Source organism: Brevundimonas sp. GW821-FHT10A07, assembly GCF_059415785.1.
Genome location: NZ_JBWKNX010000006.1, coordinates 40,460 through 54,078, shown reverse-complemented (window position 1 = coordinate 54,078; position 13,619 = coordinate 40,460). Strand labels below are relative to the sequence as shown.

The following is a 13,619-nucleotide window of genomic DNA, read 5'->3' as shown; positions in this document are numbered from 1 at the left end:
GGGCTTTCCAACGGGAGCAACGGATCGGGCGGACCGGCCTGAAGCCGATCCGCCCTGTCCTGGTCTTAGAAGTCCATCGACAGACGGACGGCGACCGTGCGGCCCGGTTGCGGCGAAGTGGTCGGGCGTGCCGATCCGTTGAAGCCGTTGCGCGTCTCTTCGTAATAGGTGTTGAAGAGGTTGCGCACCGACAGGCCGACCCGCCAGTTGGCGTTCGCGGGGCCGCCGGTGAAGTTGGCGTTCCACAGCCAGTAGGCTGGAATGATCGACGACGAGCTCGTCGAATACAGATCATCGCGGTAGTTGTAGTTGGTCTCGGCGCGCAGATCCAAACCGGCCATCTGCCAGTCATAGGCGATGGAGCCGCCGTAGTTCATCTTCGGGAAAGGCAGTTTTTCGCCCGCGCGGTCCGTGTAGATGATCACGTCCCACGGGCCGTTGGTCGGGTTGGCCGCAGCCGTGGCCGTCGTGTCGACCGAGTTGTACTCGTCATACTCGCCGTGCTTGTAGCTGATGTTCTGGCTGATGCTGAGCCCGATGATCGGGGTCCACTCAAACTCCAGCTCGGCGCCGTAGATGTGCGACTTGGGCACGTTGTCGATCTTGCCGACCCGGCCGGAGACACGGTCGTACAGGACTGTCTGCACCTGCTGGTTCTTGTAATCGTAGTAGAAGGCCGCGCCGTTCAGCCTCATCGAATGACCGAAGAAGTCGGATTTGACGCCTGACTCATAGGCGATCAGTTCTTCGGGGGCGAAGGGGGTGGCGGAGGTGGCGTTGTAGGTGGTGAAACCGCCGGACTTCACGCCGCGCGCGACGTTCGCATAGAAGAGCGAGTTGTCGCTGAGCGCGTACTCAAGCCCCAGCCGGCCGGTCACTTCGGACATGTCGGTGGAATAGGTGACGTCCGCGCCCGGCGTCGCGCTGAGGCGGTAGGTGCCGGGGCTGGTCAGGCTGCGCTCTTCGTATTCGTAACGCAGACCCAGGATCAGGTTCAGGCGATCCGTCGCCTGGAAGCTGTTGTTGGTGAAGACGCCGATCGATTCCACGTCCTGCTTGTAGGGCGTGTGGATGAGGGCGGTGATGCCACGAAACTCCGTATAGAAGCCGCCGTCGTTGCTTTCGTTCGAATAGTGAACGCCCGTCATCCACTTCAAACGGCCGTCATCGTTCGACGCGAGGCGCAGTTCCTGAGAGGCCGCCTTGATGTCGTTGTAGAAATAGACGTCGGACTCGCGCGCGCTGGTGCCGTCCCAGTCATTGTATTCCGAGCGGGTGAAGGACTGGTAGGCCGTGATCGAGGTCAGGTCCGCCCAGCCGAGGTCGGCGACGACCTTGGCGCTCAGGTCCAGGCCCTCATTGTCGCGGCCGGGCTTGTCGCCGACGCTGCGTCCGGAGATGGCGGCCAGTTGCGGCGACAGGGACCAGCCCGTGATCCGCCAGGCGGTGTCGGCCGGAATGGTGACCCCGCCCGCAGTCGTGTAGTCGCCCAAGAGGCGGAAGCCGAGGCCGTCGGACTTGTCGACCTGATAGGTGGCGCTGAGATCGACGGTGACGTCGTCGGTGGCGTCCCAGGTCAGGCGCCCACGCACTGCCGTCTTGTCGAGATCGCCCAGCTTCTGGCCGGTGTCGCGGTTGTACTGCCAGGCCCCGCCCTGTTCGGTGACGAAGGCCAGGCGGCCCAGCAGGCCCTCGGCGATCTGGCCCGAGGCGTAGCCGTCCAGCTTGTAGCGGTCGTAGGAGCCGTATTCAGCGGTGAAGCCGCCCGTGCGGTCAACGGTGGGAGCGTTGGTGATGATGTTGACGGCGCCGCCCGTGGTGTTGCTGCCGTAGAGCGTGCCTTGCGGGCCACGAAGGACTTCGAGGCGGGCGACGTCGAACAGCGCGCCTTGGGTGGTGATCGTATAAGGGTGCGCGACCTCATCCACATAGATGCCGACGGTAGAGGCGTTATTGCTGGAATATTCGCGTGCGCCGACGCCCCGGATACGGAACTGCGGCTGACCGCCGCCGAACTGGCTGTCCACTTCGAGGTTGGGGACTACGTTTTCGAGGTCGTTGACGACCGTGATGTTCTTTTCGTCCAGGTCCTGGCCGTTGACGACGCTTAGCGAGGCGCCGACGTCCTGGCTGCCCTGGGCCCGACGCTGGGCGGTGACGACGATGTCCTCGACCGTCGCCGACGGAGCCGAGGAAGATTGGGCGGCGGCGGGCAGGGCCGCGGCCAGGGCGAGTGCGGCGCTCGAGACGCCGAGGAGCAGACGATGCATTGCACGATCCATTGCGGGCGGCGCGCGCAGGCACCCCCTGCCGCACGGGCCGATCTGTTGATGATGCTGTCGAACAGCTGTTCGGTTCGGCGATTTGACGGGAGCGGCCCCTGGCGATGGGGAGGAAGGCTGGAGCCGCTGGCGTCCCGCAGAAAAACAACTGTTCGACAACGGTTCGGCATTAGGCGCGCCCTGCTAAGCTTTTATGACGCTTGTAGGAAGACTTTCTGTCAGGCAGCGCCCTGGCAACCTGAGGCTGGAAGTAACGCCCGTTCTATGCCTCTTGCTGCGCCACAAGCTGGGTCGCGGCGGTCTTGAGCGTCGCGCCCGACAGCGGAATCCCCGTCGCCGAGGCGACCAGGGCCTGGCCCTTGATCCAGAGCGCGAACCGGGTGGCGGCCAGTCGGGTCAGGTCGAAACGCGCCGGCCAGACCCCGGCGCTGTTGTAGAAGGTGCCGCCGCCCTCCGGTCCGCGCAGGACCATGGCGAGGTCCTGAAGCGGCGGATCGCGGCGGGCCTCCAGGCAGATGCTGGCGATCAGGCGGGCGTATCGGGTGTAGAATCCCTCGGCCTGAGGATCGATCGAGACGGTTGGCGTCATAAGCCTTTCCCAGGTCTCGAGCGTAGCCGCGGAAGGGTCCATGTCGGGACGCCGCCTCGCCAGATAATGGGGCAGGTCGCGGAACACGCTGTGCCACACCGCATCCACGACGAAGCGACGCATGTCCGGCCAATGATAGGCGATGGTGGATGTGGAGGTGCCGGCCACCAGGCTGACCGAGCGATTGGTCACGCCGGCCACGCCGCCGGCCAGGATCTGGTCCGCCGCGATGTCGAGCAGTTTGAGCCGCATCGAATCGACCTCCAGTCCCGCAGCCGGCGCCTGGGGCAGAACCAGGTGTTCGCGATACCAGAAGGTGGCCGGGGCGGGGCCGTCGTCTCGGCCCAGGGCTCGGTCGACCAGGGCGCCCAGGCCCTCGGCGCTGATGACCTCATAGTCGGTGCGGCCCAGAAGGGCGCCGGCGTAGAATTGTTCGGTGACGAGACAGGCGGTCAGGGGCGCCGCGAAATCGGCGGCGCCGGGGACGGTCGCCAGATAGGTCCGCCAGGCCGCCTCGCGCATCGCCTCCCAGCGTCGCATCAGGTCATGGCGCGCCTCGCCCAGGTCCGTGTCCAGCAGCAGGGCCTCCCAGACCCGAACAAAGCCGGCTTCGGCTGCGGCGCGGAGCCTCAGATAGCGCAGGACAAGGGCGAGCAGGGTGTCGCGGCTCGCCGGCAGACCAGCCACGGCGCCGAAGAAGCGCTGATGAAAAACGGCGTCCGCCTCCAGCGCATGTTCGCCGACCGCCAGGACCAGGCCGGACTTGGCGCCGAACAGGTTGACGATGACGGTCGTGCTCTTGCCGACGGCCTGGGCCAGGTCGCGCAGGGTCAGTTTGCGGAAACCCTGAGCGATCACTAGGTCGATGGCCGCCTCGATGATCCGCTGCGCGTCGGTCGATCTGGGTGAGGCTTGTCGCTGAAGCATAGGCGTCAATGGTCTGGCGAAGCCGCGATGTCGAGACCCTATGGAGGTCGTCAGACCCTCAGCCCAGGGTCAAGGTCCGCAGGCGCAGAAGCCGGTCTCCGGCCGTGATGAACAGGCTCCGGCCGTCTTCGCCGAAGGTGCAGTTCGCCGCAGCCCCGCCGGTGTCGATACGGCCCAGGCTGCGCCCCTCGGGCGTCAGCACATGTACTCCGCCGGGACCTGTGGCGAACAGATGGCCCGCGCGATCGACGGCCATACCATCCGGCAGGCCAGGATTGGACGGCCCGACCTGATCGGAGAAGTCCATCAGCACGCGCGGCTTCATCGCCGGCCCGGTTCGGCTCAGATCATAGGCCAGCAATAACGGGCGTTCGGGATCGGAGACCGCCACATAGAGGGCCCGCTGATCCGGCGACAGGCCGATCCCGTTGGGGAAGCTGAGACTGTCGTCCAACAGGGTCACGACGCCGTCGGGGTCCAGCCGATAGACGCCGTTGTACGCCGTCTCCTTCAGCGGCGACCGGTCCATGTCCTTCAGTCCATAGGGCGGATCGGTGAAGAAGATCGCGCCGTTGGACGCCTGGACCAGGTCGTTGGGCGAACTGAAGCGGGCGTCGCCATAGCGGGTCGCCAGCAGGGTCTTGGCGCGGGTCGCCAGATCGACGCGCGCAATGGCGCGGGCGCCATGATCGGCCATCAGGATCGAACCGCGGGGGCCGGCGATCAGACCGTTCGACCCTGGCTCTCGAAAGACAGACGCGTCCGGCCCGTCATAGCCCGACGGCTCCATGAAGACCGAGACGCCGTCCTTCTCGGACCAGCGATGAATCCGGTTCTCGGGCACGTCGCTGAACAGCAGATAGCCGCCGTCAGCGATCCATACCGGGCCTTCGGACCAGGTGAAGCCCGACGCGAGCGTCTCCAGCCGGGCGTCCGGGGCGATCAGGCGGTCCAGCGCGGGATCGTGACGGATCACGGGGGCGGCGGAGGCGGGGGCGCGGGCCGTGGCGCAACCGGCGCCGACGAAGCTTCCCGCGAGGCTTCCAGCGAGAACGAGACGACGAGAGAGGGTCAGGGCGAAACTCCGGGACAAGGGGAAGGGTTGGTATGGTTTCAGGGCGAGACGGCGCGGCGCGCAGGCTTCATGATCATCGGGCTTGTTTCAATCTGAACGGCCGACGCGTTGCGGGCTGAGCGCAAGTACTGGAGCTTTTTCCTGTCGCGACAAGCCATCATCCTGTCGCATCATCGAAGCGATGGCTGTCGGCGCCTTCCATATCAGCGGCAAACGTCGGCGAGGCCGTCAGGCGGCTTGACGACTCGGGTCGGACCAAGGCTAGCTTTCGCCATGGCAAAAGTCGCGATCAAGACGCCCCAAGGCGATAACCTCAATCCCGTAGACCTGCACGTGGGCCGGCGTGTCGCCGAACGCCGCCAGGCGTTGCGCTACAGTCAGGCTCAACTGGCCCAGGCGGCCGGGGTCACCTTCCAGCAGATCCAGAAGTACGAGCGCGGGAGCAATCGGATCGCCGCCTCGCGTCTGTGGGAGATCGCGGAATTCCTGAACGTGGATCTGAACTACTTCTTTGAGGGTCTGGGTTTGCCCGATGGACCCGAGGCGCGCATGGGCGGCGCACCCACGAAACAGACGGCCGAGATCGCCCGGCGGGCGCCCGAGCTGTCGGTGCGAAACCAGAAGCTCGTTCTGGACCTGATCCAGCAACTGGCCCGGGTTTCTGCAGAGACCGGCGCGGAAATCGATGTCTAGACTTCGGCTCGCTGTCCGTTGCGGACGGCGAGCCCTTTCGCGGATCGGACGCTAGGCGATGGGGCGACTGACGCGGCGCGAGATCGAATGCGTGCAACTGGCCGGCCTGAGACTGTCAAATCAGGAGATTGCAGACGTGCTGGGCATCACGCCCAGCACCGTGGCGAACTATCTGCAAAGCGCCAACGCCAAACTCGGCACCAGTCACCGGAGGGCGGCGGCCCAGGCGCTGGGCATTCAATACCCAGGCGCCGGAATGACCGATGCCGAACTGGCCGAGCGGCTGCCAGAACGACTGCGTCCGGCCGTCTCGCCGGGCGTGGGGAACCCGATCGATGACCGGCCCTGGGCGGCGCGCTTCTGGCGACCGCCTCCGGCGAACCGGCTCATCCGTCTGGGCGTCATCGTCGGCGCGACGGCGCTCTGGCTGCTCGTACTGGGCGGTCTGACGTCTTTGGTGATGACGATCTTCTCGACGCTCGACGCATGGCGGCCCTCTTAGCCGGGATCCTCGCCATGAATCACAAGACCGACTTCGCCAACTTAATCGCCAGACGACTTCAGACCGCTGAACAGGCGCTCGATCAGGCGCTCGCCGAAATCAGCCTTCTGACCCACGACATGACGCGCCACCGCGCCGGCGCCCGGTTCGCCGCCCAGGCGGGCCACCAGGCCCTGGTCGACGTCCAGGCCGCGGCCGGGGCGCTTGTCGAGGGGCGGTCCCGGCTCGTGGCCAGTCACGATCGACTGGCGCGCATCGCCCGCACGCTCGGCATAATCGTCACAGCCGGCGGACCGCTGGAGGGCAAGGATCAGCCCGCCGGCGGAGCGACGGCGCTGGCGCTGGCGCTGGACGCCTGATGCTCCAGGCGGGGCTGCTGATCATCAGTCTGGTCGCCCTGGCCGCCCCTGTCGTCTGGGGCGGTCGCGCCGACCGCTGGGCCGCCGTGCTTCTGCTGGCGGACATGGTGCTCAGCCCATTGGCGCAGCATCTGATGCTCGGCGATGTCCGCTGGGGCGTCGCCCTGGTGGATCTCGCCTGCGCGATCGGCCTGATCGGCCTGATCGGCCTGGCGTTGCGGGCGGACCGCTGGTGGCTTCTGTTCGCCGCTGGTCTTCAGGTCGCCGTCGTCCTGACCCATTTCGCCGCCCTAGGCCCCGCCTTCATCTATAACTGGACGGCCGTCACGGTCAGGCTTGCGACCTGGATCGCCTTGCTGATCGTGCTTCTGGCCGGCGCCTATGAAGCTCATCTGGTGCGCCGGTATCGATTGCTGCCTGGCGCGCCGGCCTAACTCACTCTTGTTGATTTCGCCGTCGCCCAGGGGCTGACGGCGAGGAGATTCCCCCATGGCCGAGAGCCACATGCCGACCTTCGCCGACCTGTTCGCCGAATGGGACATCCTTCGCCGGTTCGACGGCTTCCTGCCCGATGAATTTGCATCCTACGAAGCCTGCTGCGCGGCCGAGCGCGATTTTGAGATGCGGCTTGAGCGATGCGAGAGCCAGTTGCTCGCCTGCACGCCCACGTCCGAACGGGAAGCCGCCTGGCTGCTCGAGGTGATTAATACAGGCGAGGGGCTCACGCCTCAGACGTTCGCCACATTGAACCGCATCCAGGCGTGGATGATGTCGCGCGGCATGACGGCGGAGGGGATGGCTTCGACATCGCCGCGTCCCTCACAGATACGATATACCGCGTCCGCCGCAGACAGGGAGGCCGCCCCCAGGCCTTGAACCGTCGCGCACCGTCGAAGCCGAGGCTTGGTTCCCGGCGCGGGCAGAGCCTGCGTTGGGGCGCCAGGCCAGGCTCGACGGCGCCCGTCATTCGCGGATGCGAAGTCAAACCGACATCAAGATGTCGAATTTCCGTTACGCGCCGCTTCTATGTCGGCCCCTTCGGTAAGGGGCCGCCCAGTGAGTCACGAGCACGAAGTGGGGCAGGCGCTTGTGACGCACAATCGTGCGCTTCTCGCCTATGTGCGACGGAGACTGGCGTCGAGCGCCGATGCGGAAGACGTCGCGCAGGAGGCTATTCTGCGTGTGCTTTCCCGTGCGCGGGTGGCGCTGATCACGGATCCGCTGTCCTACGCGATGCGGGCCGCCCGCAATATTCTGATCGATCGCGCGCGCCGATCGGAAACCACGCCTTTTGACGATTTCGGCGAGACGGACCACCAAGCGGACGGCGCGGCGTCTCCCTTGGAAGCGCTGGACATGAACCAACGGCTGCGTCTGTGTCAGAAAGCCCTGGACGCCATGCCCGCCGTGCGCCGCGAGGTGTTCGTGAGACGCCGCGCCGGCGAGGAATCCTATGAACATATCGCCGGCGAATTGAACATGTCGGTCGAGGCGGTTCAGAAACACTATAGTCGCGCCGCTCAGACGCTTCGCAAGACGGCGGAGGGGCGTCATGTCGACTGAAACCTTTGACGCTCGTGACGACCGGGCGGCGGCCCTTTGGGCGGATGAAAAGCAGGGAGACGGCTGGACCCCGGCGCGGCAGGCCGCGCTGAACGCCTGGCTGGCGGGGCGGCCCGATCGACAGCGCCTGCTGGAGCAGCATGAGGCTCTGGTCGCCGATCCGGCCGTCCTGTGGGCGGCGCGGCGAGCCGCTCACCGGACGGCGAAGCCGGGCCTGTTCGCCTCGACGCCGGCCTGGGTGAAGATCTGGGCGCCGGCGGGCCTGGCCGCCTGTGTCGCCTGCGCGGCCCTGTTCGTCGCGACCTCTTCCCTTCGGGGAGAGATGATCGTCGGTCGTCGCGGGGTTCCGCAAGCCGTGGCCCTGGCGGATGGCTCGGCGGTCCGGCTGAATGGCGCAAGCAAGGTCCGTGTCCTGCTGGGCGACACGGAACGGAGACTGCGACTGGACGGCGAAGGCTTCTTCGAAGTCGCCCATGACGCCGGCCGCCCCTTTACGGTGGAAGCCGAAGGGGTGCGGATCACCGCCGTCGGCACTCGGTTCAACGTGGACACGCTCGAGACCCCCGACGGCCCGATGGTCGAGGTCGTGGTGTTCGAAGGCGCCGTCGATGTGGCGCCGAACAAGGGGGACGTCGTGAGAATCCGAGCCGGAGAGCGCGTCCGGGTGCTGAAGGCCGATGTTCAACGCGCTCGTCTGCGACAAGCCGAGGCCGAGACGGACCTTCCATCCTGGACCAAGGGCTGGCTGGAACTGGACGAGACGACCCTGATCAGCGTGATCGACGATCTGAAGCGGACCACGGGGGTGGAGGTCTCGCTCTCTGATCCGCAACTTGGCCGCGCGCTCGTCAGCGGCCGCTTCTCTTACGAAAATCCCGAGAACGCCTTGGCCGCGATCGCCCGGCTTCATGGGCTCAGACTGATCCGAAAAGACGCCGGTCACTATCTGCTGTCTGACGTTTAGGTGACGGATAGGGCAAGTTTTCACGACGGGTGTCAGGACTGCGAAGTCGGTCGTCTTCCCCAATAGCGGTCAGGTTCGGCCGCGGGGGATCTATCATATGCGTATTTACAAGACTGGCCTCCTTGCGGCGGCCGCCGTCGCCGTCCTGACATCCGCCGCCGCCCCGGCCCAGGCCTGGCAGGCCGCCAGCAGCGCCGAGGCGCGCGCCACTTTCAATATCCCGGCGCAGGACCTGGGGCGTGCGATCCAGACCTTGTCGCGTCAGACCGGCCTGCAGATTGTCTTCGACCCTGAACTGACGCGCGGGCTGCGGGCTCAGGCCGTTTCCGGCTCCATGACTCCCCGTGAGGCGCTTCGCCGGATGATCGCGGGCTCCGGCGTCGAGGCGCGCGAGGTTCGCGGCGTTCTGACCCTGGTGCGCCAGACGGCCGAGGCGTCCATGCCCACCCCGGATGCGACGGTGCTGGAGGAGGTCCTGGTGGTCGGCTACGCCGCCGGCATGCGCCGCTCGCTGGACGCCAAGCGCGACGCCGACTTCATATCCGACGTCATCAGCGCCGACGACATGGGCGACCTGCCGGCCAACAATGTGGCCGAGTCCCTGTCGCGCCTGCCCGGCGTGAACGCCGTGCGCAACCACACCACCGGTGAGGGCGACCGGATCACGATCCGCGGCCTGTCGACCGAGCTGAACAACTACACCATGAACGGCGTCCGCATCGGCGGCACCGGTTCGCCGGACGACAGCTTTTATCGCGGCGTGCGGCTCAGCTTTCTGCCGCCGGAAGGCATCGACTCCATCACCGTGGTCAAGAGCCTGACGCCGGACCGCGACGGCGACGCCCTGGGCGGCTCCATCGACATCCGCACCCCTACTGCCTTCGACCACAAGCCGACCTACGGCGTCCTGTCGGCCTCGGCCGGTCTGCTGGACAAGTTCGACGACAAGACCTCGGGCGAAGTCTCCGGCTCCTTCGGCCGCCAGTTCAACGACCACTGGGGCGTGTTCGTCACCGCCAGCTGGTCGCGACGCAAGTCCCAGTTCGAACAGAACGGCGTCGATGGCGATAACCAGCCTCCGGTCTGGTACGAAGACAGCGAGAGCCTGGGCTGGGATACCAGTACTTTCGTTCTGCGCGGCATGAACCTGGCGTTCGGCGAGACCGAGGTCGAGCGCAAGGGGTTGAACGCCAGTCTCGACTATCGCGGCGATCACCACGACTTTCACTTTCGCGGCCAGTTCAATGAATACACCCAGGACGAGTTCGACAACCGTCTGAACTTCCGCAACGACACGTCGAAAAACTCGACGCGACTGACCCAGGTGGACAAGACCGCCACCGACCTGGCCAGTCCGGACGACGCCATCATAGGTTCGGGCGCCAAGGGCAATATCTACTCCTATACCACAGCCCAGATCGTTGACCGGGACGGCGACGGCGTCATCACCGACGCGGATCGATCGACCAAATCCTACTACACGCTGAACGGCGCCTCGGGGACCTGGGATCCGCAGGGCTTCCGCCTGCGTCGCTTCTGGGAAGGTTCGCGCGAGACCGGCTCGCTGATGTCGCTGAACCTGGGCGGCGTCAGCCGCTACGGCGATGTGAAGGTGGATTACGATCTGTCCTACGCCAAGTCCGAAGACAATATAGACGACAGTTACGAGATGGAGTTCCGCAGCGACAAATACGGCTGGCTGGGCAACGAGGGCGTCGACATCGTCAACTTCGGCGACAGCCGCTTCCCCAAATGGGTGCTGAACGACGCCGGCATGGCGGCGGTGCAGGACCCGGCGCAATACAAGTATGCGGGCCTGTCCGGGGAGGTCGGCGGGGCGCAGGAGGATCTGTGGCAGGGCCAGTTCAACGCCGAATGGCGGCCCGTTTCGCCCTGGCTGGACTCGGTAAAGGGCGGCGCGAAATTCTATTCCTCCAAACGCGCGACCTATAGCGGCGAGTTCCTTGATCTGGACGCGGAGGGGACCCTGGCGGACTTCTCGGCCTTCTACGGCAAGGAGGTCACCGACCTGTTCGACGGCGAATATACGGGCCTCTATCGTCTGGGCGTGATCATCGACAATCAGGCCATGTTGGCCGAGCTTCAGCGGGCGATGAACGGCGACAGCAGCTTCTTCGAAGGCTTCGCCACCGATCCCTCCAGCGCCAAGCTCAGCGGAGAAGACAGTTTCGAGTTCAAGGAAGACATTCTCGCCGGCTATCTGATGGCCACGGCCCGCTTCGGCGACGCCCAGATCATCGGCGGCCTGCGGGTCGAGAGCACCCGCGACCACATCTCGGCCTATGTGCTGGACGAGGTTCAGGGTGAGCGATTCACCACGGACAAGAGCGACTTCGTCAATGTCCTGCCGTCGATCCATCTGAACTATGCGCTGGATCGCAACACCAAGGTCCGCGCGGCGATCTGGACCAGCTTCGCCCGGCCCGACATCGCGCGCATGACCTCGGCCCGGGAATACAGCTACGACATCGATCCGGACGGCGACGGCGAGGAGAACCCCACCTCGGACTGGGTGCTGATCGGCATCGAACAGGGCAACCCGGATCTGAAGCCGATGAAGGCGATCAACTACGATCTGTCGATCGAGCGCTACAACGGCGACACCGGCGCCTATTCGCTGGGCCTGTTCTACAAGGATATCGAGAACTTCCTGTTCCGCTCGGCCTCCAGCAACATCCGCGACGGCACGGCGGGGGCGAACATCGGGCCGGACGGCGTCACCATCTCCATGCCCAACAACGGCAAATGGGCCGAGGTTTACGGCGTCGAGATGAGCGCCCAGCAGATCTTCTACTGGTTGCCGGGCGCCCTGTCGGGCCTGGGCGCCAGTGTGAACCTGACGCTGCAGCATTCGGAAGCCGAGACCGGGATTTCCTGGCACCCGGCGGGTTACACCCTGCCGCTGATGGAGACGCCCGAGGCCATCGCCAATGTACAGCTGTTCTGGCAGTACAGCGGATGGGAAGCCTATGCCGCCTACAGCTACCAGTCGGAATTCCTGGAGGGAATTCAGGACTTCGGCAATAATCCCTACGAACAGGACTATGAGTTCGTGGACCTGAACGTGCGGCGCAAGCTGTGGGGCGGCGCCACCGCCTCACTGCAGGTGCAGAACCTCTTCGACAACCACACCTACTGGTACACCGCCGGTTCGAGCACGGGGTCCAGCCGGGCCTATATCAAGAACGGGCGGTCGATCTCGCTCGGCCTGACCTACGTCTTCTGAGGGTGACGAAAATGATGTTTGTTCGCACCCTCATGCTCGGGGCCGCTGTCGCGGCCCTGGGCGTCTCCACCGGCGCCCAGTGCCAGGCACAGGCCCAGACGCAGCGTCCGGATCGCCCCGAACCGGCGCCGGTCCAGGCGTCCGAACGCCCGATAGCGCCAGCGACGGTGCAGCCGGAGCGGATCATTCTGAACCTGACCGCTGATCCGGCGCATCAGATGGCCGTCACCTGGCGCACCGCGCCGGGCCTGGACGGTCAGGTGGAGTTCGCCGAGGCCCAGGACGGGCCGGACTTCATCGCCTCCGCCGTTCGCGTGGCCGCGACCACCGACGACGCGGTCCTGGCGGTGCGCGAGGCGGCGGACTTCCGCGCCGCCTATCATTCGGCCGTAATGAAGGGGCTGAAGCCGGCGACCGTCTATGTCTACCGGGTCGGTTCGGGTGGGGCTTGGTCCGAGTGGCTGCAGTTCAGGACGGCGGCCGCGACGCCCGAGCCCTTCACCTTCCTGTATTTCGGGGACATGCAGAACAATATCCTCAGCGAGGCGTCCCGCACCCTGAGGATGGGGTTCCGCAAGGCCGGTGACGCGGCCTTCGTCATCCACGCCGGCGACCTGATCAACCGGCACGACAGCGACAACGAGTGGGGCGAATGGTTCGCCTCGGGCGGATTCCTGTACGCCCAGACGCCGCAGATGCCGACGCCGGGCAATCACGAATACGGCCGCGGCCCGATCCTGAACCCCCAATGGCGCCGGCAGTTCACCCTGCCGGAGACCGGGCCGGCGGGCGCAGAACGTCTGAAGGAAACCGCCTGGACCGTCGATTATCAGGGTCTGCGCCTGATCTCGATCGACGCCCCGCTTTTCCATGGCGACGAGGCCATGCGGGCCGAAATGGTGCGATGGCTGGATCAGGTCCTGGCCGACAATCCGAACCGCTGGACAGTGCTGTTCCTGCACTTCCCGCTGTTCTCGATCGACCCCGACCGGGACAACAGCCGCGTCCGCGATGCGCTGAAGCCGCTGATCGACAAGTACGGAGTGGACCTGGTGCTTCAGGCCCACGACCACGGCTATGCGCGCGGCGCCATAGGCGAGGGGGCCATGACCAACGCCGGCCCTGGCCACAGGTCGGACCAGGGCTCGACCTATGTGGTCTCGGTCGCCGGGCCGAAGATGTATCCGATGGCGGATCTGACCTGGGCCGACCGGACGGCCGCGCGGACCCAGACCTTCCAGACGCTGAATGTGTCGCAAGACGCGGTGGTCTATCGCGCCTTCACCGCGACAGGCCGCGAACTGGACGCCTTCCGCCTGACGAAGGGCGAGGACGGGGTCGCCAGGGTGGAAACGCTGGAGGGGGAAGAGCGGGGGGACTGATCCGGCTGGGCGATGCGACGATCTAAAGGTTGACGT

General features: G+C 65.8%; 12 protein-coding genes. 9 read left to right on the top strand and 3 right to left on the bottom strand.

The features are described 5' to 3' along the window. Positions 1 to 65: 65 nt before the first annotated feature. The 3 genes from AC07NC_RS06465 to AC07NC_RS06455 all read right to left on the bottom strand — a co-directional run bounded on the left by AC07NC_RS06465 (position 66) and on the right by AC07NC_RS06455 (position 4,891). The gene (locus AC07NC_RS06465) at positions 66 to 2,270 is read right to left on the bottom strand and encodes a TonB-dependent receptor (RefSeq protein ID WP_494568984.1); all 2,205 of its coding nucleotides are present in this window, start codon (positions 2,268 to 2,270) and stop codon (positions 66 to 68) included. Positions 2,271 to 2,544: 274 nt separating this feature from the next. Then, on the bottom strand, positions 2,545 to 3,798 hold the full coding sequence (locus AC07NC_RS06460; RefSeq protein ID WP_494568983.1) for a TetR/AcrR family transcriptional regulator: 1,254 nt from the start codon (positions 3,796 to 3,798) through the stop codon (positions 2,545 to 2,547). 58 nt (positions 3,799 to 3,856) lie between these two features. Next, positions 3,857 to 4,891, bottom strand: coding sequence for an SMP-30/gluconolactonase/LRE family protein (locus AC07NC_RS06455; RefSeq protein ID WP_494568982.1), 1,035 nt, complete (start codon positions 4,889 to 4,891; stop codon positions 3,857 to 3,859). Positions 4,892 to 5,146: 255 nt separating this feature from the next. Here AC07NC_RS06455 and AC07NC_RS06450 point away from each other — a divergent pair, with 255 nt between their 5' ends. From AC07NC_RS06450 to AC07NC_RS06410, 9 genes are all read left to right on the top strand, one after another. Then, positions 5,147 to 5,566 carry a helix-turn-helix domain-containing protein gene (locus AC07NC_RS06450; RefSeq protein ID WP_008261975.1) on the top strand — a complete coding sequence of 140 codons (420 nt, stop codon included), beginning with the start codon at positions 5,147 to 5,149 and terminating at the stop codon, positions 5,564 to 5,566. A gap of 58 nt (positions 5,567 to 5,624) precedes the next feature. Then, positions 5,625 to 6,068 carry a response regulator transcription factor gene (locus tag AC07NC_RS06445; RefSeq protein WP_008259390.1) on the top strand — a complete coding sequence of 148 codons (444 nt, stop codon included), beginning with the start codon at positions 5,625 to 5,627 and terminating at the stop codon, positions 6,066 to 6,068. Positions 6,069 to 6,082: 14 nt separating this feature from the next. Continuing rightward, on the top strand, positions 6,083 to 6,427 hold the full coding sequence (locus tag AC07NC_RS06440) for a hypothetical protein (protein ID WP_494568981.1): 345 nt from the start codon (positions 6,083 to 6,085) through the stop codon (positions 6,425 to 6,427). After that, entirely contained in the window at positions 6,427 to 6,861 is a 435-nt protein-coding gene (locus tag AC07NC_RS06435) for a hypothetical protein (RefSeq protein WP_494568980.1), read from the top strand. The genes AC07NC_RS06440 and AC07NC_RS06435 overlap by 1 nt, the downstream gene beginning before the upstream one ends. A 55-nt stretch (positions 6,862 to 6,916) precedes the next feature. After that, complete coding sequence (locus AC07NC_RS06430) at positions 6,917 to 7,303, top strand: hypothetical protein (RefSeq protein WP_494568979.1); 387 nt, start codon at positions 6,917 to 6,919, stop codon at positions 7,301 to 7,303. A 180-nt stretch (positions 7,304 to 7,483) separates the two neighbouring features. Further along, on the top strand, positions 7,484 to 7,990 hold the full coding sequence (locus AC07NC_RS06425) for an RNA polymerase sigma factor (RefSeq protein ID WP_164952572.1): 507 nt from the start codon (positions 7,484 to 7,486) through the stop codon (positions 7,988 to 7,990). After that, positions 7,980 to 8,954, top strand: a complete 975-nt coding sequence (locus AC07NC_RS06420) for a FecR family protein (RefSeq protein WP_494568978.1) — start codon at positions 7,980 to 7,982, stop codon at positions 8,952 to 8,954. The genes AC07NC_RS06425 and AC07NC_RS06420 overlap by 11 nt, the downstream gene beginning before the upstream one ends. Positions 8,955 to 9,051: 97 nt before the next feature. Next, the gene (locus AC07NC_RS06415; RefSeq protein ID WP_494568977.1) at positions 9,052 to 12,201 is read left to right on the top strand and encodes a TonB-dependent receptor; all 3,150 of its coding nucleotides are present in this window, start codon (positions 9,052 to 9,054) and stop codon (positions 12,199 to 12,201) included. Between the two features lie 11 nt (positions 12,202 to 12,212). Beyond that, positions 12,213 to 13,583, top strand: coding sequence for a purple acid phosphatase family protein (locus AC07NC_RS06410; protein ID WP_494568976.1), 1,371 nt, complete (start codon positions 12,213 to 12,215; stop codon positions 13,581 to 13,583). The last annotated feature ends 36 nt before the right edge of the window (positions 13,584 to 13,619 follow it).